The organism is Neoakkermansia glycaniphila (assembly GCF_001683795.1).
Taxonomy (GTDB): domain Bacteria; phylum Verrucomicrobiota; class Verrucomicrobiia; order Verrucomicrobiales; family Akkermansiaceae; genus Akkermansia; species Akkermansia glycaniphila.
This window is the reverse complement of sequence record NZ_LIGX01000026.1, coordinates 42,666-61,335: the sequence shown is the minus strand read 5'-3', so window position 1 is coordinate 61,335 and position 18,670 is coordinate 42,666. Positions and strand designations below refer to the sequence as shown.

Below are 18,670 nucleotides of genomic sequence, written 5' to 3'. Positions count from 1 at the left end.
CAATCTTATTCGGACTTGCCTCCAACTATGTAAATCGGCCTCTTCTTGACCTCCAGATACGCCTTGGCGATATACTGGCCGAGAATCCCCATGCACAGCAGCTGCACGCCGCCAATGAACATGATCAGGCACACGAGAGAAGTCCAGCCGTAAACGGCCGTCATCGGATCGAGGAAATGGCGCACGGCCAGTACCACGATCGTCACCATGGCAATCACGCACAACAGCATGCCCATGAACGAAGCCAGAGCCAGCGGCACGGTGGAAAACGAAATGATACCCTCAAAGGAATACTTCAGCAACTTCCAGAACGACCACTTCGTCTCTCCGGCGGCGCGCTCCACATTCTCGTACTCCAGCCACTTCGTCTTGTAGCCGACCCATTGGAAAATCCCCTTGCTGAAACGGTTGTACTCCGGCATGGCCAGAATGGCAGCCACCACCGGGCGGCGCATCAGGCGGTAATCGCGTGCGCCGTCCACCAGCTTCGTATCGGAAATATGATTGATGAAGCGGTAAAAGCACCGCGCAAAAAACGACCGGATCGGCGGCTCCCCGGAGCGCGTGCTGCGCCTCGTACCCACCGTATCGTAACCTTCATCCAGACAGGCACCCACCATCTCCGGCAGCAGCGAAGGCGGATCCTGCATATCCGCATCCATCAGGCACACGAGATCCCCCGCAGCATGCTGCAAACCGGCATAAATCGCCGCTTCCTTGCCGAAATTGCGGGAAAACGACACATACCGCAGGCTCGCATCTTCCCGGTTGAACTGCTGCAGAATGGACAAAGTGGCATCACGCGAACCATCGTCCACGAACACCACTTCCAATTCATCGACTCGCAACTGCGGCCGTACATCCTGCACGGCCTTGCGGAAGATGGGCAGAACTTCGGCTTCGTTATAACAGGGAACGATCAGAGAGAGCTTCATGAGCCCTTATACTAATACTGATGCCGCACCCTGTCCAGCCCATTATTGCACTTTGGCCGTCGCCGGAATGATCGCAGGACGGATGGAAACCTCCTTCGTCGAATAACGTTCGGACGGTTTGAACAGCCAGCCCGGATCGGCATTGCGAAGCTGGTACTTCTTCGCCCGGAACACCTTCAGCTTCTGGTTGGAATTGGGATCGTAGGCATAGCGTCCCGTATAGTTGCCGTACAGAATATACTCGTAATTCTGGTCACGGCCATACGTCTTGTTCGGACCGTCTTCCGGGCCTCGGTCGGGCGTGGGGCAAAGCTCCTCGTCCATCAGCACGAGATCGGCCTTTGCCCAGGGTGTACGGGGCGTGCGCACATAACCCCAGAAGCGGGTTCCGGGCACATGGTAGCGGCGGGCGACAAAATAATTGCCCGGCTGCTCCTTCATGATCACGGCATTCTGCTTCGCGATCGCTTCGAGGTCGCTCTTGGTCGTATCGCACTGGCTCAGCGTCAGCGTGAGCAGCACGGCGGCAATGGTGCGTTTGGCGGTGGTATTCATTGGTCTTGCTTGGACGAAAGGTAAAGATTGACGGCTGCCCCGGCAGCCAGAAAGCCGAAACTCCCGGTAATATGCGTGGCGGAACCGAAACCCGAATCGCAGGCCATGCGACCGGTGAAACCGGGGTCGCGCGTGCAAGCCGTGCCGCCGTCGCATTGCGGATAGCGGGGTTTCTCGGGAGAAAACACACAGGGAATGCCGATCTCCGGAGCCTTATCCTCCAACGGGAGGCCATACTCGCGGCGCAGCATCTTGCGGAGCGTGGAAAGCAGGTTATCGCCGTGCGTCCGCGCCAGATCGGCCAGCTTCACCTGCGAAGGATCGATGCGGCCTCCTGCGCCCCCGCAGGTCACCACGGGTACGCCTTCGGCATGGCAAGTGGCAATCAGGTGAGCCTTGGGCTTCATCGCGTCGATAGCGTCGATCACCAGTCCGGGCTTCTCGCCGAACAATCGTTCGGGCTTGGAAACAGTATAAAAGGCAGGCACTTCCACCACCTCGATCTCGGGATTGATCAGGCGCAGCCGCTCGGCCATCACTGCCGTCTTCGAGCGGCCAACCGTACCGTCGAGCGCATGAATCTGCCTGTTCGTATTCGTGATGCACAGATCATCGAGATCCATCAGAATCACATGGCCGACTCCCGTCCGCGCCAAGGCTTCAGCCACCCACGAACCGACTCCGCCGATCCCGACCACCGCCATCCGCGCAGCAGCGAGGCGTTCGGCATCCTTGCGCCCGTAAAGCCGCGCAATCCCGCCGAACCTCTGTTCCCAACTCTCCGTCATCATCGCTCAGGCATTCTTTTCATACATGCGCTGAATGCGCTCGAAACGGACGGCCTTGCCCGTCTCCATATCGATGGAAGCCACCGCACCGCACAGGCGCACGGGCCAATCCGCCACGGGAAACTTGGAAGGCAGCGTCGTACAGAACCGCTTCAGCACCGCATCCTTGTCGCGCCCCAGCACGCTCACGGCAGGCCCGCACATCCCGGCATCCGTCAGATACGCCGTACCGCCGGGCAAAATCATATCATCCGCAGTCTGCACATGCGTATGCGTGCCTATCACCACGCTCGCCTTGCCGTCCAACAAATAACCGAGGGAAATCTTCTCGCTCGTCGTCTCCGCATGCACATCCACCAGCACCGCATGCGCGCCTTCTTCGCGGAGGCGAAGCACCTCCTGCTCCCCGACTACAAAAGGATTCTCCAGCGGCGGCTGAATGAACGACCGCCCCTGCACCTGCACCACGCCCACCTTGCCCTTCGGCGTCTCCAGCAGCACGGAACCGTGGCCCGGCGTACCCTGCTGGTAATTGATGGGACGCAGCAAACGGGGCTCCCCATCCATCCACGGAATCAGATCGGGCTGATCCCATACGTGATCGCCCATCGTAATCGCATCCACACCGCTCCGCAGCAATTCCTGCGCAATCTTCGGCGTAATGCCGCGGCCTCCGGCGGCATTCTCCCCGTTGACCACAATGAAATCGAGGCCGAACTCCTCCCGCAGCTCCGGCAGCGCACGCATGGCAGCAGTACGGCCCGGCTCCCCCACGATATCGCCGATGAACAGCAGATTCAGCATCATGCGCCTTCTCCTTGCTTATCGGCATCGAACGCCTTCACCGGCACCACGAGTACGGGAACCTTCGCATGGCGGATCACCTCCTCGGCCACACTGCCGAGGAACACGGAAGAAAGGAAACTGTGGCTGTGGTTGCCCACGATAATCATATCCGCGCCTTCCTTCTCCGCATAGGTTTCAATCGCTTCCTGCGTGTCGAACTCATCCGTCACCTTCGAGTGGACGACGACGCCCCATTGATCCTTCAACTCCTCGGCGAGCTGGCGCAGGCGCATCTCGGAAAGGGCCTTGATCGTCATACTCTTGCCTACTTCCTCCTTCGGAATCACGACGTCCTCCGGAAAAATTCCGGCCACGTCGTAGGCAATACGCGGCTCCACAACGTGGATCAGGTGAATCTCACCCTGCATGGCACGCGCAAGCTTGCCCGCCTGCTCGGCAACCTCGGGGGTGGCGTCCGAAAAATCGATGGCAACCAGAATCTTCATCATACAAAGGTACGATAGCACCGCACCGCACCATCATCAAGCCGAAAGTCGCGCCAGAGGCCACGCTTTTCCATTCAATCACGTGATGCGAAAAAAGCATGGGACGGGAAGCCGCAGATTTCGCAGATTAACACAGAACAATATTTATGATAAACATCTTGCCATCAATCGAATCGTCAAATCAATGACATGGAAAGAATGGCAAAAAAACATTTTCTACCCTCACTCATTCAACGAATACGTAAAGAGAAAGTTGAAATTTCCATCAAAAAATCTGTGATAATCAGTGCAATCTGTGGCCCATCAATTCCTAATAATCAAAGAAAATCCCATGTAAAACAGAATACACCACCCCACCCTGCATGACGCGCTCCGCTGGACGCATGGCACGCTTCCGGGGCCTCCGCCCCTTGACCCGGAAGCCCGTATCCGCTATCATGGGAACAGCCTATTTTCACCTATATGTCAACAGATACACATCCATTCCAGACAGAAGTACGCCAGCTGCTCGACATCGTCATCCATGCCTTCTACAGCGACCGGGAACTCTTCATCCGCGAACTCGTATCGAACGCATCGGACGCCCTCGAAAAACTCCGCCTCAAGCAGCTCACCGGAGCCGCCGTTTATGAGCCGGAACGCGAACTTCGCATCTCCATCACCACCGATGAAGAAAAGAACACCCTCACCATCGCGGACTCCGGCATCGGCATGACCCGCGATGAAGTCGTCGAATACCTCGGCACCATCGCCCACTCCGGCACCAAGAAATTCCTCGAAGCCATCAAGGAAAGCGACGGCAAGGGCGACCTCATCGGCCAGTTCGGCGTCGGCTTCTACAGCTCCTTCATGGCCGCGAAAGAAGTCGAAGTCATCACCCGCTCGTGGGAACCGGACGCCGCCCCCGTCAAATGGGTCAGCGACGGGCAGGACGGCTACACCCTCTCCGAAGCCCCCGCCGACACGAAACGCGGCACCGAAATCATCATCCACCTCAAGGAAGAAGACAAGGAATTCGCCCAGCCCTACCGCGTCCGCCACATCCTCACCCGCTACTCGAACTTCATCAGCTTCCCCATCGACTTCGACGGTGAGCACCTCAACACCGTCCAGGCCATCTGGGCGAAATCGAAAAGCGATGTCAAACCCGAAGAATACGACGAATTCTACCAGTTCATCGCCCACACCGAAACGAAGCCTCTCAGCTACATGCACTTCAGCGCCGATGCCCCAATCGCTCTGAACGCCCTGCTCTTCGTCCCGGAAACCAACCCGGAAAACACCGGATTCGGTCGCTGCGAATCGAACGTCTCCCTGTACTGCCGCCGCGTCCTCATCGACGCCAAGCCCGAAGGCCTCCTCCCCGAATGGCTGCGCTTCCTCAGCGGCGTAGTGGACAGCGAAGACCTCCCCCTGAACATCTCCCGCGAAATGCTTCAGGACAGCTCCATCATCCGCAAAATCAACGGCATCATCACCAAACGCTTCCTCAAGCACCTCGAAAAAATCGCCAAGGACGACACGGAAAAATACGCCGAATTCTACGCCCAGTTCTCGCGCTTCCTCAAGGAAGGCATCGTCACCACATGGGAACACAAGGAAGCCCTCGGCAAACTGCTCCGCTTCGAATCCACCTTCACGGATGCGGGCCAGCTCACCAGCTTCGAGGAATACGTCTCCCGCATGAAGGAAGACCAGAAAGCCATCTACGTGCTGAACGGCCCCTCCCGCGCCCAGCTTGAAAACAGCCCGTACCTCGACGCCCTCAAGGCCCGCGGCTACGAAGTCGCCTTCCTCACCGACAACGGCGACCAGTTCGTCATCGACGCCCTCTCCAGCTTCGACGGCAAACCCATCAAGGCCGTCGACCGCGCCGACCTTGACCTCCCCGAAATCGAAGGCGACAAGGAAACCGGGCTGGACGAAACCCAATCCACCGGACTGCAGGAATGGCTCGAGACCCTCTACAAAGGCAAATTCGAGAAAATCACCCTCGGCAAACGCGTCGTCAGCAGCCCCGCCATCGCCCTCCAAGGCTCGGACGACATGGGCCCCGAAGTACGCGCCTACATGAAAGCCATGGGACAGGAAGTACCCGAAAGCCACCCGCAGCTCGAACTGAACCCCACCAACCCCCTCGTCAAAAAACTGGCCGACCTCCGCACGGATGATCCCGCTCTCGCGGAACTCGTCGCCGGGCAGATCGTCAACACCGCCCTGCTCCGCGCCGGCATGCTGGAAGACCCCTCCCAGCTCGCCGCCAACTCGCAGGAACTGCTGGAAAAACTGCTCGTCAAATAAGCAGCCCCATCCAGCCGAAGCATCACAGGCCGTCCCGCCCATGCGGGGCGGCTTTTTGCATGCAGGAAAACGGGCAGAAGGTCACTCCCTGTCGGATATGCGCCGGATCAGGGAAACATCCCCCTGCTCCAGCGCGGCCATATCCATATCATAGAGACTCCATGCAACATCCTCATACATGATCCGGGGCGAACGAACCTCGCCCGGCGCGTCCGCATCCTCCGTACAAGTCAGCGTCCAGGTCCCGGCCCATTCCTGCGCCGTCCAGGTATGCAGAACCCGCGCTTTCCCTCTCTCGTACACGATTTGCATCCGGTGGCGCAGATCCTTGCAGGGCAGCATGGCTGCCGCCAGCTCATCCACCGTCCGCACCTCATGCACGCGCTCCCAGCCTTCCGGCAGCTTGCGGGTCCAGCCTCCGGAATCGCTGATATCCATAACAAAAACGGACAACATGAGGAAACAAAACAACGCCAGCATCGAAAGAACCGACCACATGACAGCCAAACCCATCCATTTCAATAGGCGGCGCAACCATAACGGCACGCTGTTCGGCCGCGGGCACGGCATATTGACCGTGCGCCCGGGATGCAGGACTTCAGCACCGCCGCCCGACGCAAGGATCGGGCACGACAACACTCTCGTCCTGAAATCTTTTCAACGGCAAGGGGAAGATTCGCGTTTCATGGATGGCAGAGGGGGGATAATCCGGATGGTTCGGGCATCAACCATCCTCCGGAACAACATAAAAAACGCCGCCGCTTTGTCCAGCGAATTATCCGCTTTCCGTTTTCAGCTTGACATGGCGTCTCCTTTCCCTATTATTACCAGAATGTTGAACGCCATCATACATTCTTTTGCCCTCCTTGCCTGCATGCCGTTGATAGCCGCCGAATGGACCAGCCCCCATCCTCTGGCGCAGGAAGAAAAAGCCCCCGTTTCCCTGCTTCCTTTCCCCTCCCAAGTGGAATGGAAAGAGGGCACCTTGCAGATGGATGAAAGCACGGCATGGCTCGCTGTTCTCACCGTTAACGGCAAAACGACGGAAGGAAAAGCGAGCGATATTCTGCCCGAAGGCATCCGTACGGTCTTCAAGCAACTGATCCATCGGAACGGCCATTCAAAACCTCGCACCTGCACATTATCCATCGTTCTCGACAAAGCCGATGCGGAACGCCTCGGTGCTGAAGGATATCAGCTTGATGTGGCAAAAAACGAAATATCCGTCAAGGCGGCGACGGATGCCGGAGCCTTCTACGCCATGCAAACCCTTCGCCAGCTCGCCGCGCACCCGGGCGGCATTCCCTGCTGCTCCATCGTGGACAAACCTGCCTACGCCATCCGCGGTTTCCTGTATGATGCCGGGCGCAACTACCGCACCATCGACGATCTCAAGAACCATCTCGACCAGATGGCCAAGGTCAAGCTCAACACCTTCAACTGGCACCTGACGGATTACCCGGCATGGCGCATCGAATGCAAAAAATACCCCATTCTGAACGATCCCTCCAAGCGCACGAAAGATCGCGACGTAGACAAAACCTATTCCTACGACGAGATTCGCGAGCTCTTCCGCTATGCCAGGGAACGGCACATCCAAATCATTCCGGAAATCGACATGCCCGGGCACAGCGATTATTTCACCCGCTGCTTCGGCTTCAAAATGGCCAGCGACAAAGGGCAGGACATTCTGGAAGAGCTGCTCGAAGAATTCTGCCAGGAAATCCCGGCGGACATCAGCCCATGGCTGCACATAGGTGCCGATGAAATCCATATTCCGAATGCCGTCCAATTCGCCAAACGCATGAGCGGCAAAGTCAAATCGCTTGGTCGCAGGCCCATCCAGTGGGGCGGCAAAAACGACCTGCCCGTCCCCGAAGGCGTCGTCGCGCAGGTATGGGGCGACGAAGGCGCGCAAGACGCATTCAAGCCCGGCAAACAGCCGGGAGCCTTCTTCGATTCGACCATGGGTTATCTGAACGCTGCCGACCCCGCCGTCCTCGTTCGCTGCAACTTCTTCCGCCAATACTGCGGTACCCCGCAGAGCACCGACAAAGCCCTCGGCACCTTCCTGTGCCTGTGGCCCGATGTGCGAGTGGACGACAAAAGCAAGATCAACATGCAGAGCGGAGTCTATCCCGTCATGTACACCTATGCCGAACGCGCATGGAAGGGCTCGCAGCAGGACGCCTCCCGCTACACAGGCTATCTGCCGAAACAAGGGACGGAACCCCGCAAGGCATTCGAACTCTTTGAAAAACGCCTCGAAGATATCCAACGCGCCGAATCTGCGGACAAAGCCATACCTTTCCCCTACTGGCGCGATTCCTTCATGCGGTGGACCGTTGTCGGCCCCGCACCGAAGGCGGATGCGGACAATGTGCGCAACGCCATCCTGAACGGCGATCTGAACAAGCTGAACATCGCCCGGAGACAGGAAGACGGCGGCAATCTGTCCTTCCGCACGCGGGCACGCTCCGAAGGCATGTTCCGCCAGCAGAAACCCGGCGTCACAGCCTGGGCGACCACTACTCTCCATTCCGATTCCGACCGCACCATGCATGCCTACGTCGGCTTCGATGCCCCCGGCCGCGCCACCCGCCGATGTTCGGGCATGCCGAAGGCCGGAGAATGGTCGCAGTGCGGCACGCGCATCTGGTTGAACGGGAAGGAACTCAAAAACCCCGTAACCTACAGGCTCGCAGGACAGCGCCGCTATGAGAAACACACATGGTTCCAGCCCGCCAATGAACTTCCCTTCGACAATGAAGAATTCTGGTGGGCCCGCGATCCCGTGCCGTTCCAGCTCCAAAAGGGGGAAAATACGCTTGTCATCGAACAACCCTACACGGGAGACTTCCAATCGTGGGGAGTTTCTTTCATCCCGGTACGCAAAGCGGAACCGGCAGACCGCGCAGGAGCCATCGAATGGGTGCCCGACCGCTCAGTGATGCCCGAAAAACAGTAACCTGCCGTTTTTCATCCCTCTTTCCCACCCGGCCTGCCGATGGCATGGCCGGGCTTCAGGAGCCGCATAGGCCAAAGTCGAATTTCTCCCGTTTCGGGAACAAATTCGTCATTTTACAGCTCTTTTGCGGTCAAATTCCGGATTTTTTCGGAAATGGAGGTAAAATGGAGGCGGGAATATGCAGGTTTACGCATAATATGCTTGCAGTTTTTGCATTGAGAGCATAGTCTTTTTCTCGACACCAGTGTCTGTTTTATTTCAAATCTGACGAGTTCAATCCCCGACCCCGGGGAACGCTTCAAAGAAAAACCAGTACACCCGTCGATTTGTTAATATGAACACACAAATTTATATCGGAAATTTATCCTTTAACGCTACCGAACAGGATCTTCGCGATCTCTTCGGCGCTCACGGTGAAGTCACTGCAGTCTTCATCCCCACCGACCGCGAATCCGGAAGGCCCAGAGGCTTTGCATTCGTCACCATGGCCACTCCCGAAGCGACGACCGCCGCTATCGAAGCCTTGAACGGACAGGATTGCCAGGGCCGCCCCTTGGTCGTCAATGAAGCCAAGCCCCAGCAGCCTTCGGGCGGCGGCGGTTTCCGCGGCAACGGCGGTGGCGGCAGGCGCAACGAAGGCGGTTACGGCCGCCGCGATGGTGGCGGTTACAACCGCAATCGCCGCTAAAACCGGACACGCGTGAGAAGAGCCTCGGCGCCTTCTCCATCATAACCTTCCGGCAAGGCCAGGTGCGATCATGCGCCTGGCCTTGTTGTTTGCCCGGAACAGTCATCCGCTGCCTGAAGGCACTCCATCGTTGCGCGGATCATGCTTCGTCCTGCATGAACGGCATGTTGTCCATCAGGCGCGCTTCTTCACCAGGCACAGCAGTTCGAGATACTGCGGCAGGAAACGGGCAATGCCGCGGTACAGCAGCAGGCAAAATGCCATCGCGGCGATGGGAGTCAGGATCGTAATGATTTGCGGCACAGGTTCGCCGAAACAGGCGATCAATTGCTCCTTCACGGGCTGCTGAACGATATAATGGACGACGAAGACGAGGAATGCGGCCGGCCCGTATGCAGCCACACGGGCGGCAAAGCGCGGCAAATGGCGCGCAGCGAGAATGCTCGTACTCATAACGCTCAACCCTCCCAAAGCAATCAGCGCACAGGATGCCGCCGGATCGTACTGCCATTCGTACACCATGTAGAACACGGCCAGTGAAACCAGAATCGGAGCCCATGCGGCCTGTTCCATAAACGCGGTGAACCTTCGCATATCAGCATGGCGGCGCACCAGCATGCCGAGGGCGAACACCCCGGCGGCAAGCACGCTCTCATACGTGCGGAACGGCATCCAGTCCGGCTGCAGCGCATCAGGATAATAGGTCAGATTATGGACGGCGCACGCACCGCAGATCAGAATGGCCAGCCATTTGGAAGAGAGCCTGCCCAGCAGGGGCGCGAACAAAGCCAGAACGATCAGAGTCCTCAGATACCAGAGAGGCACATTGTACGCGGCGAAATAGTTCCAATCCGTCAAGCCCATCCCCCGGGCGAGCGAGGCGAAGGACAGGCTTCCGAAATCCCCGCGCGCCAAGGCTTCGTGATGATAATACGGAAGCAGCACGCACAAGCCGACGGCGCCCCAGAGCAGCCACGGCCTGGCCAGCATCCACGCACGTTTCCAATCGAGCCACGCACCGGATTGCGGACGGGCGAAGTAGCCCGACAGGAAGAAGAAAATGAAAACGAGGCTGTGGTAATTGAACTTGTCGAACAGGTACAGGCTATCCCATGCCCGGTCACTGTGCCGGATAATCACGTAAAATGCCGTCAGCACCCGGCAGAAATCGACCCAGACCACGCGGCCGTTCTGTTGTTCGAGTGGAGGCGTTGCACGAGTCATGGCACCGGGACGTTATCTGAGCAGTTGGGAGGTGTATCCCAGCCCGACCAGCGTCAGGAAGGCTTCTTCCGCACGGGCGGAGAAAGGTTGCTCCGTGGAGAATCCGAGGCGCGGGTATTCCAGAATGCGCTGGTAGTCGCCCACCATCGCGGAGATGACGATTTCCTCGTTCAGCGTATCCGTCAGGTACTCGTCAAAGGTCATCTGCGGCGCGGACACCTGAAAAGGCATACCCGGCCACTGGGCTTCAAGCGTCGCCAGCGTGCGGCGTTCCATGTAAGGCTTCTGCAAGGCGATAATGCTCTGCGGCTGCAAACCGTTTTCCTCCAGAACTTCGCGCGAAAAGCGGATATTCTCCCCCGTGTTGGTGGAACGAGTTTCGAGAAGAATCGCCTCGCGGGGCAACCCCGCCGCCTCGGCTGCAGCAGCGAACCGCTCCGCTTCCGTGCCGCGCAGCCCTTCCGTAAAACGGCCTGCTCCGCCGGAAAACAGGACGCGGGGAGCCAGCCCCTGCCTGTACAGCCCGGCGGCGTACACGCCTACCCGCTCGTCGTTGCTCCCCAGAACGAGGAGCAGATCGGCGGGTTTCAGATTCTGGTGCAGCCGATGGTACTCCCAAAGGACAGCTACGGCTTCATCCTTCGTCATGGCGAATCAGCAGTATTTGCCGAGCACATAGGGCAGGATGCCCCCGGCGCGGTAATATTCCTTCTCGATGGGCGTATCGATGCGGACGACGACCGGCAGCTCGAACGAGGCTTCCCCGGCAGGCTTCACCACAAGCGTGGCCGTGGCGCGCGGTTCGATATCGTTGTGCAGGCCCGTAATGCTGAAAGTCGCATCCTTGAGATTCTTCACGCGGTCGTAATCCGCCGGATCGGCGAAGTTCAGCGGCAGCACGCCCATGCCAACAAGATTGGAGCGGTGGATGCGCTCGAAGCTCTTGGAAACGACGGCCTTCACGCCGAGCAGATTCGTACCCTTGGCGGCCCAGTCGCGGGAAGAGCCCATGCCGTAGTCTTCCCCGGCAATGATAATCTGGTTCACGCCTTCGTTGCGGTAGGCCATGCCTGCATCGAAAATGAAGGTCGGCGTGCCGGAAGCGGCGGTGATTTCCACATCGGGAGCGGAAATGGCTTCACCACCGAAATACAGCGTGTAGCCGCCTTCCGTGCCTTCGACGAGAAGGTTCTTCAGGCGCACGTTGGCAAAGGTGCCGCGCGTCATCACGAGATCGTTGCCGCGGCGGGAGCCGAAGGTGTTGAAGTCGCGGCGCTCGACGCCCATCGAAGCCAGGAACTTGCCGCCCGGGCCCGTGGCGCGGATGGCTCCGGCGGGGGAAATATGGTCGGTCGTCACCGAATCGCCGAAGATACCGAGCGGGCGGGCGTCGGCAATATTTTCGATGTCGCGGCGGGAACCGTTGAACCCGTCGAAATACGGCGGGCGGTGAATGTACGTCGAAGCGTCATTCCATGCGAAAGTCGCACCCTGCGGCCCTTCGACGGCAGCCCAGAGCGGGTTCTTGTCCGGCGTCAGGCTATAGATCTCGCGGAAGGCATCGGCATTCACGGCACGGGCTTCGGCGGCGGCGATCTCCTCGCTGCTCGGCCAGATGTCGCGCAGGTACACATCCTGCCCGTCGGAGCCCTTGCCGATCGGCTCCTTGTCCATATCGATATCCACGCGTCCTGCGAGGGCGAAAGCGATCACCATCGGCGGGGACATCAGGAAGTTCGCCTTCACGGAAGCATGCACGCGGGCCTCGAAGTTGCGGTTGCCGGAAAGCACCGAGCAGGAAACGAGGTCGTTCGCCTTCACAGCCTCTTCGAGATCGTGGTTCAACGGGCCGGAATTGCCGATGCAGGTCGTGCAGCCGTAGCCGACGGTCGAAAAGCCGATGGCGTCAAGCGCATCCTGCAGATCGTTCGCCTTGAAGTAGGTATCGGCAATGCGGGAACCGGGGGCCATGGAAGTCTTGACGTAGGCAGGCACCTTGAGGCCAAGGGCGACAGCCTTCTTCGCAAGGATACCCGCGCCGATCATCAGCCCGGCATTCGAGGTATTCGTGCAGGAGGTAATGGCGGCGATCAGCACGCTGCCGTCGCGCAGTTCCACGTCATGCGTTGCGGATGAATCGGGATTGCCCGCCTCACCGTGCATGGTTACGCGGACGGGAGCGGAAGGCTCGGCCTTGCCGTAGCCGCCTTCGGCTACCGGAAGAGTCAGCAGCTCGTTGAAGCGTTCCTTGAGAGAAGACAGCACGATGCGATCCTGCGGACGCTTCGGCCCGGCCACAGCCGGTTCCACGGATGAAAGATCGAGATCCAGCTCCACCGAATAGTCGATATCGCCGCGCTGCGGCATGCCCCACAGGCCCTGCGCCTTGTAATAATTTTCGTAGGAAACGACGTCCTCCTCCTTGCGGCCCGTGGCGCGCAGGTAGCGGGCGCATTCCTCGTCGATGGGGAAGTAGCCCATCGTCGCGCCGTATTCGGGAGCCATGTTCGCCACCGTCGCGCGGTCCGGCAGAGTCAGCGACGAAGCTCCGGGGCCGAAGAACTCCACGAACTTGCCGACGACTCCCTGCTTGCGGAGCATCTGCGTCACATGCAGGGCGAGATCCGTCGCCGTCACGCCTTCGCGCAGCTTGCCGGTCAAATGCACGCCCACCACTTCAGGCACGAGGAAGGTAATCGGCTGGCCGAGCATCCCGGCTTCCGCCTCGATGCCGCCCACGCCCCAGGCCACGATGCCGAGGCCGTTGATCATCGTCGTATGCGAATCGGTACCCACCAGCGTATCCGGGTAGAAAACGCCGTCCTTCTCCATCACCCCGCGGGCGAGGAACTCCAGATTCACCTGATGCACGATCCCCACGGAAGGAGGAACCACCGAAAAAGTCTTGAACGCCTGCTGGCCCCACTTGAGGAACTTGTAACGCTCCGTATTGCGCTCGAACTCGCGGGCGAGATTCTGCTTCAGCGCATCGGGATAGCCCGACCAGTCCACCTGCACGGAATGGTCCACCACCAGATCCACCGGCACGAGAGGCTCGATGGCCGAAGCGTCGCGCCCCAGATCCTGCATCGCGGAACGCATGGAAGCGAGATCCACCAGAAGCGGCACGCCCGTCAGGTCCTGCAGAATGATGCGGGCCACCGTGAAGGGAATCTCGTAGCTGCCGGGATTCTTGGCTTCCCAGCTCGCCAGATTGTCGACATCCTTCTGCGTAACCTTCAAACCGTCGCACTCGCGCAACAGGGACTCCAGCACAATACGGAGGGAAACGGGCATACGGCCGACCCTGTCGTAACCTGCATCCGCCAAAGACGGCAGGGAGTAGAAGGCCCCCTGCTTACCATAACCTGTAGTGAACGTGCGACGAGTATCCATGATAACAATAAATTTACCCCCACGCGGGGGTCGCGCGGAGTATAGCCTCTTTTTTTTTGAATGCAAGCATATAATGCAACATGCAGGATATGCCGGGAGAGGTGAAAACGGCAAAATCGGACGCCTTGCACACCCACTCCGGAAACAACCCGCAACCTCCTGCCGAAAAAACATTCCGGCCTCACCCTTTGAGATTGATACCCCCTCCGTCCTGTGATAGCATGGCGGTGATTTGAACACGACCGCCATGCTCGAACCTTCCACCAATACATTTACCGAGCCTCTTCTGGAAAACCTGCGCAAACATCCCAAGCGCCTCGTTTTCACGGGAGGGGAAGACGCGCGCATCATCCGCGTCGCCTCATGGCTCGTACAGGAAATGGCGGCGGCTCCCATCCTCCTCGGCCGGCGCGACATCATCCGCCGCATCGCCGAGCAGAACGACATCCCCCTGAACTTCGTCCGCATCATCGAACCCGCGAAAAGCCCGGACGTACCCGTCTTCTGCGAACGTCTCACCCGCATCCAGAAAATCATCGGCAACGACGAAATCGACGTCTGCTCCCTCGTCGTCCAGCACATCCACTTCGCCGCCATGATGACCCTGTACGGACAGGCAGACAGTGTCATCGCCGGCAACAGCCTCGGCACCGCCGCCATCGTGCGCGCCGCCATGCGGTACAGGCAGGACTTCCAGCACCCGCAACTCTTCGGCATCAACATCCTGCACATCCCCGAATTCGCCGAACGGTACGGACAGAGTACCTACTTCACGGCAGACTCGATCCTCACCCCCGTACCCACGATCGAACAGCTTGCCCACAGCGCCGTCGAAACCTCCAAATTCGCCCGCCACCTGCTCGGCCACACCATCCAGACCAGCATGCTGAGCGCATCCACCCTCGGCAGCAAGCCCGACCTCCCCGCCAACCGCGTACAGGCAGCCGTCGCGCTCGCACAGGCCCAAATCCGTCAGGAAGGGCTCAACTCCGAAATCGCCATCGAAGGCGAAATCCAGATCGACGCCGCCATCAGCCACGAGGCCTACTCCATGCGCGTCAAACCCAGCTCCATCCGCAGGCCCAGCAACGTACTCATCTTCCCCACGCTCGACGCGGCGGACATCACCACCCGCCTGCTCAACCTCATGGGCACCGTACATTCCTACGGACACATCCTGAGCGGCATCCTCTTCCCGCTGGCCATGGTCACGCGCCTCGCCACGGAAGAGCAAATCTACGGCACCGCCCTCATCGTCGGCAACGAAGCCATCAAATACCACCACCTCTACCCGGAAGGCACGGCTCCCGTCTATTGACGAACCGCAGGGCGGCACATTCCGCATGCCCTCCCGCCACCTTCGGTACAGCTCCTCACGAAAAAACCCCGGATCATACAATCCGGGGTTTATCATTTTCTGCTACTATCCGTCTTATTGAAGTACTGAATCGTCCCACTCCATCGCGGCAAACTCGTCTAGACTGAGGGATGCGCCGTTGTTCTCCACAATCGTGCAAATGGCATCCACAAGCTCCTCGTCGCCGATGGAGCGCATGGCATCCGCCAGAAGCACGGAATCATCCGGCAGAGAAACATCGCTCACAGCAATGGACGACGGCTGTGACAGGGAGGGCAGAAGCACCTGCACAGCCGCGCCGAGCGCCAACACTGCAGCAGCTGCGGAAGCCACCCACCAACGGCGGGAGCGCAGCCTGCGGTTTGAATAGGGAGACTCAGCGTCTCCAAGCCTGGACATCACACTGTCCGCAAAACCCTCGGGCGCCGCATATTTGCGAGCCTTCCCGAGCAGCGCATCCAGCGCTTGATCGCGTGCAGTATCATTGGAAACCTTCATGCCCATACAAACACCCGGTACCGGTCAAGGTTGCAAAAAAATTGCTCTGGTCATGACAAAAATGCAGCGTCAGCTATCCATGCCGCCCTTCTCATCATCCAGAATACCGGATTTTTCCAGATAATAATCATACCCGCCCGCATACGGAGTCACCGCGCCGTGGGCGACGTGCAGCGTCTTCTCCGCCAGCGAACGGATAAAATGCACATCGTGGGAAATGAACACCAACGTACCCTCGTAATGCTTCAGCGCCTGACTCAGCGCCTCCACGGAAAGAAGGTCGAGGTGGGTCGTCGGCTCGTCCATCAGCAGCAGATTCGGCGGATCGACGAGGAACTTCACCAAGCTCAGGCGCGACTTCTCGCCACCGGAAAGCACCTCCACCCGCTTCTCCACATCCGTGCGGCGGAACAGGAAAGAACCCAGCACCGCGCGGGCTTCCTCCTCGCGCAGCTCCGGGCCGGCCTTCATGATCTCCTCCAGCACGGTGAAATTCGGCGTCAGATTCTCCGAACGCATCTGCGAGAAATACCCGATGCGCGTCGTCAACCCCAGCGTCCGCTTTCCGCCGTCGATCGGAATGATGCCGGCAAGAATCTTCAACAGAGTCGACTTGCCCGCACCGTTCGGCCCCACCAGCACGATCCTGTCGCCGCGCTCCACGAGAAGGTCGAGATTCTCGTACACCTTCCTCTTGCCGTACGCCTGCGACACCTTTTCGAGCTCAATAACCTTCTGCGTGCTGCGCTGCGGCTGCGGGAAATTGAACTTGAACACCTTCCGACCCTGCTTCGGTTTCGGGATCAGATTCATCTTCTCCAGCTGCTTCACGCGGCTCTGCACCTGCCCCGCCTTGGAATTGATCGAACGGAATCGGTCGATGAACTCCTGAATATGTGCGATCTCCTTCTGCTGGTTGCGGTAGGCCGCCACCTGCTGCTCGTAGCGCACCTCACGCTGGTCGAGGAACGAAGAATAATTGCCCGTGTACGACACCAGCTTCTCATCCTCGATATCGAACACCGTCTCCACAAGCTCGTCCATGAAATCGCGATCGTGCGAAATCATCAGAATCGCGCCGGGATAATTCTTCAAATACCTCTGCAGCCACAGCAGCGAAAGCAGGTCGAGATGGTTCGTCGGCTCGTCCAGCATCAGCAGATCCGGCTCCGCCACCAGCAGGCGGGCCAGATGCGCACGCATCACCCAGCCGCCGGACATCTCGCGGGCGGGACGGTGAAAATCCTCGTCTCGGAAAGCAAGCCCCTTCAAAATCTTCTTCGCCTTCGGTTCAAGCTGGTAACCGTTCAACGCATTGAACGTATCCACTGCCTCGCCGTAGGCCGGGGAATCCGTCTTCCCCTCCTTCTCCGCCATCTTCATCACGTGAATCGCCTCCTCCATCTCGGGCGTAATCCCCATCGCGATCTCCAGCACGGACTCCTCCTTGGGGTCGCCCGCTTCCTGAGGCAGATAGCCCACCACCGCATACTCGTCCAGCATGATCGAACCCTCGTCCGGCGCATCCTCACCCAGAATCATGCGGAACAGCGTGGACTTGCCCGCACCGTTCGGACCGACCAGCGCGCAGCGTTCCCCCCAGTTGATCGACATCTCCGCCTCCTGGAACAGTGTGCGCCCGGCATGGGCCTTCGTCAGTTTTTTGATGGTCAGCATACTCCGAAAACATTAAACGAAACGCAACAAAAACACAAGCCCGGAGACTGACTGCCAGAAAAAGCGCTGGCAATAAGGCGGCCGATCTGCTAGCGTCCTGTCGAACCATGACGGCCGGAAAAATCTGTTACGCCCTTCTCTGTTTGGGACTCCTGAGCTCCTGCGGATTCCCTCCGCCGGCCGGCTACGAAAACACCCCGACCATCCGCAAAGAGCGCACCGAACTCAAGGATACCCTGCTCCGCCTCCTTCCCCCGGCCGAAGCAAGCCTCCCGGCAGCCCAGGCCGAAGCCCAATGGCTCTCCGATCAGGCTTACAAGGCCTCCGCAGACATCGCCCGGCTCAACGACACCACCCTGCCCGGCTGGCTCAACAACATCCTCGTCAACGGCAACATGCAGGACCGCGGCCTCTGCTGGCACTACCAGCACGACATGTACCGCGAACTCCGCCGCCGCCCGCTGCAATACTTCCGCATCGGCTGCTGCGTACGCGACCAGGCCGAAGGCTCCGAGCACAACTGCGTCTACATCTCCCCCGCCTACAGCGCATGGCCGCACGCCGTCATCCTCGATCCGTGGATCTGGTGCGGACGCCTCCAAATCATGCCCCCCGGCGACTACAGCACCAAACGCTGGCAGGATGCCCCCCACTCCGTCGAATCATTACGGGAAATCTATCCCGTCGGCCACAAACTCCCCTTCGAGCACTGGCAGCTCGTCAAAGGCAGGAACAACAAATACTACGGCTTCTACACCCGCGAAGCCCGGGAATCCAAACAACTCGACCACATGATCGAGAACATCCGGAAAAGCCCTCGCTGACCCCAGCGATCAGGCAACCCGGTTTCTTCCCCGGCCTCAATACGGCCACTCCCCAGCCGCCTCCCTGCGTGCCGCAGGCCGGTCGACGGCTTCTTCCCTGCAAGCAAAAACCCGCAGCGGCACATGGCCGCCACGGGTTGAAAATCGGTAAAATCGGAACAGGCTCT

The 18,670-nt window shown here is 59.2% G+C and carries 16 protein-coding genes; 5 read left to right on the top strand and 11 right to left on the bottom strand.

All coding sequences use genetic code 11. The annotated features are described in order from the left end of the window. Nucleotides 1–5: 5 nt before the first annotated feature. The 5 genes from AC781_RS07755 to AC781_RS07735 are packed head-to-tail and all read right to left on the bottom strand — an operon-like array spanning nt 6 to nt 3,573. Nucleotides 6–935, bottom strand: coding sequence for a glycosyltransferase family 2 protein (locus tag AC781_RS07755; protein ID WP_067776104.1), 930 nt, complete (start codon nt 933–935; stop codon nt 6–8). Nucleotides 936–977: 42 nt separating this feature from the next. After that, nucleotides 978–1,490, bottom strand: coding sequence for a hypothetical protein (locus tag AC781_RS07750; RefSeq protein WP_067776101.1), 513 nt, complete (start codon nt 1,488–1,490; stop codon nt 978–980). Continuing rightward, nucleotides 1,487–2,281: a tRNA threonylcarbamoyladenosine dehydratase gene (locus tag AC781_RS07745; RefSeq protein ID WP_067776098.1), complete on the bottom strand. Its 795-nt coding sequence runs from the start codon at nt 2,279–2,281 to the stop codon at nt 1,487–1,489. The genes AC781_RS07750 and AC781_RS07745 overlap by 4 nt, the downstream gene beginning before the upstream one ends. A 3-nt stretch (nt 2,282–2,284) precedes the next feature. Then, nucleotides 2,285–3,085 carry a TIGR00282 family metallophosphoesterase gene (locus tag AC781_RS07740; protein ID WP_245741084.1) on the bottom strand — a complete coding sequence of 267 codons (801 nt, stop codon included), beginning with the start codon at nt 3,083–3,085 and terminating at the stop codon, nt 2,285–2,287. Next, entirely contained in the window at nt 3,082–3,573 is a 492-nt protein-coding gene (locus tag AC781_RS07735; protein ID WP_067776095.1) for a universal stress protein, read from the bottom strand. Before AC781_RS07735 ends, AC781_RS07740 begins: the two co-directional genes overlap by 4 nt. A 459-nt stretch (nt 3,574–4,032) precedes the next feature. Here AC781_RS07735 and htpG point away from each other — a divergent pair, with 459 nt between their 5' ends. After that, nucleotides 4,033–5,871, top strand: coding sequence for a molecular chaperone HtpG (gene htpG, locus AC781_RS07730; protein ID WP_067776092.1), 1,839 nt, complete (start codon nt 4,033–4,035; stop codon nt 5,869–5,871). An 81-nt stretch (nt 5,872–5,952) separates the two neighbouring features. Here the strand turns inward: htpG and AC781_RS14045 are convergent, their stop codons facing one another. Further along, the gene (locus AC781_RS14045; protein WP_172801774.1) at nt 5,953–6,309 is read right to left on the bottom strand and encodes a hypothetical protein; all 357 of its coding nucleotides are present in this window, start codon (nt 6,307–6,309) and stop codon (nt 5,953–5,955) included. 394 nt (nt 6,310–6,703) lie between these two features. Between AC781_RS14045 and AC781_RS07720 the strand changes: the two genes are divergently transcribed. Both AC781_RS07720 and AC781_RS07715 read left to right on the top strand, forming a co-directional pair. Next, nucleotides 6,704–8,839 (top strand): family 20 glycosylhydrolase, encoded by a 2,136-nt coding sequence (locus tag AC781_RS07720; protein ID WP_067776086.1) that lies wholly within the window; start codon nt 6,704–6,706, stop codon nt 8,837–8,839. Nucleotides 8,840–9,173: 334 nt separating this feature from the next. Continuing rightward, on the top strand, nt 9,174–9,527 hold the full coding sequence (locus AC781_RS07715) for an RNA recognition motif domain-containing protein (RefSeq protein ID WP_067776083.1): 354 nt from the start codon (nt 9,174–9,176) through the stop codon (nt 9,525–9,527). A 174-nt stretch (nt 9,528–9,701) separates the two neighbouring features. Here the strand turns inward: AC781_RS07715 and AC781_RS07710 are convergent, their stop codons facing one another. From AC781_RS07710 to acnA, 3 genes are read right to left on the bottom strand one after another with little or no spacing between them, the layout of a single operon-like run. After that, nucleotides 9,702–10,751, bottom strand: a complete 1,050-nt coding sequence (locus tag AC781_RS07710; RefSeq protein ID WP_067776080.1) for an acyltransferase family protein — start codon at nt 10,749–10,751, stop codon at nt 9,702–9,704. Nucleotides 10,752–10,763: 12 nt separating this feature from the next. Next, on the bottom strand, nt 10,764–11,399 hold the full coding sequence (locus AC781_RS07705; protein ID WP_067776077.1) for a YdcF family protein: 636 nt from the start codon (nt 11,397–11,399) through the stop codon (nt 10,764–10,766). Nucleotides 11,400–11,405: 6 nt separating this feature from the next. Then, nucleotides 11,406–14,147 carry an aconitate hydratase AcnA gene (gene acnA / locus AC781_RS07700; protein WP_067776074.1) on the bottom strand — a complete coding sequence of 914 codons (2,742 nt, stop codon included), beginning with the start codon at nt 14,145–14,147 and terminating at the stop codon, nt 11,406–11,408. 232 nt (nt 14,148–14,379) lie between these two features. Between acnA and AC781_RS07695 the strand changes: the two genes are divergently transcribed. Next, nucleotides 14,380–15,465, top strand: coding sequence for a phosphate acyltransferase (locus AC781_RS07695; RefSeq protein WP_067776071.1), 1,086 nt, complete (start codon nt 14,380–14,382; stop codon nt 15,463–15,465). A gap of 114 nt (nt 15,466–15,579) precedes the next feature. Here AC781_RS07695 and AC781_RS07690 read toward each other — a convergent pair whose 3' ends face one another. After that, the gene (locus AC781_RS07690; protein ID WP_141675818.1) at nt 15,580–16,002 is read right to left on the bottom strand and encodes a hypothetical protein; all 423 of its coding nucleotides are present in this window, start codon (nt 16,000–16,002) and stop codon (nt 15,580–15,582) included. Between the two features lie 69 nt (nt 16,003–16,071). Then, nucleotides 16,072–17,679, bottom strand: coding sequence for an ABC-F family ATP-binding cassette domain-containing protein (locus AC781_RS07685; protein ID WP_067776065.1), 1,608 nt, complete (start codon nt 17,677–17,679; stop codon nt 16,072–16,074). A gap of 107 nt (nt 17,680–17,786) precedes the next feature. On the opposite strand from AC781_RS07685, the gene AC781_RS07680 reads away from it, so the two are divergent. Then, a complete protein-coding gene (locus AC781_RS07680) occupies nt 17,787–18,503 on the top strand; it encodes a hypothetical protein (protein WP_067776062.1) in 717 nt (238 codons plus the stop codon). Nucleotides 18,504–18,670 lie beyond the last annotated feature (167 nt).

Bases quoted from the DNA above. Each gene is read 5' to 3' on its own strand.
- AC781_RS07755 (WP_067776104.1), bottom strand. From the start codon at position 935: ATGAAGCTCTCTCTGATCGTTCCCTGTTATAACGAAGCCGAAGTTCTG.
- AC781_RS07750 (WP_067776101.1), bottom strand. From the start codon at position 1,490: ATGAATACCACCGCCAAACGCACCATTGCCGCCGTGCTGCTCACGCTG.
- AC781_RS07745 (WP_067776098.1), bottom strand. From the start codon at position 2,281: ATGATGACGGAGAGTTGGGAACAGAGGTTCGGCGGGATTGCGCGGCTT.
- AC781_RS07740 (WP_245741084.1), bottom strand. From the start codon at position 3,085: ATGATGCTGAATCTGCTGTTCATCGGCGATATCGTGGGGGAGCCGGGC.
- AC781_RS07735 (WP_067776095.1), bottom strand. From the start codon at position 3,573: ATGATGAAGATTCTGGTTGCCATCGATTTTTCGGACGCCACCCCCGAG.
- htpG (WP_067776092.1), top strand. From the start codon at position 4,033: ATGTCAACAGATACACATCCATTCCAGACAGAAGTACGCCAGCTGCTC.
- AC781_RS14045 (WP_172801774.1), bottom strand. From the start codon at position 6,309: ATGGATATCAGCGATTCCGGAGGCTGGACCCGCAAGCTGCCGGAAGGC.
- AC781_RS07720 (WP_067776086.1), top strand. From the start codon at position 6,704: ATGTTGAACGCCATCATACATTCTTTTGCCCTCCTTGCCTGCATGCCG.
- AC781_RS07715 (WP_067776083.1), top strand. From the start codon at position 9,174: ATGAACACACAAATTTATATCGGAAATTTATCCTTTAACGCTACCGAA.
- AC781_RS07710 (WP_067776080.1), bottom strand. From the start codon at position 10,751: ATGACTCGTGCAACGCCTCCACTCGAACAACAGAACGGCCGCGTGGTC.
- AC781_RS07705 (WP_067776077.1), bottom strand. From the start codon at position 11,399: ATGACGAAGGATGAAGCCGTAGCTGTCCTTTGGGAGTACCATCGGCTG.
- acnA (WP_067776074.1), bottom strand. From the start codon at position 14,147: ATGGATACTCGTCGCACGTTCACTACAGGTTATGGTAAGCAGGGGGCC.
- AC781_RS07690 (WP_141675818.1), bottom strand. From the start codon at position 16,002: ATGAAGGTTTCCAATGATACTGCACGCGATCAAGCGCTGGATGCGCTG.
- AC781_RS07685 (WP_067776065.1), bottom strand. From the start codon at position 17,679: ATGCTGACCATCAAAAAACTGACGAAGGCCCATGCCGGGCGCACACTG.
- AC781_RS07680 (WP_067776062.1), top strand. From the start codon at position 17,787: ATGACGGCCGGAAAAATCTGTTACGCCCTTCTCTGTTTGGGACTCCTG.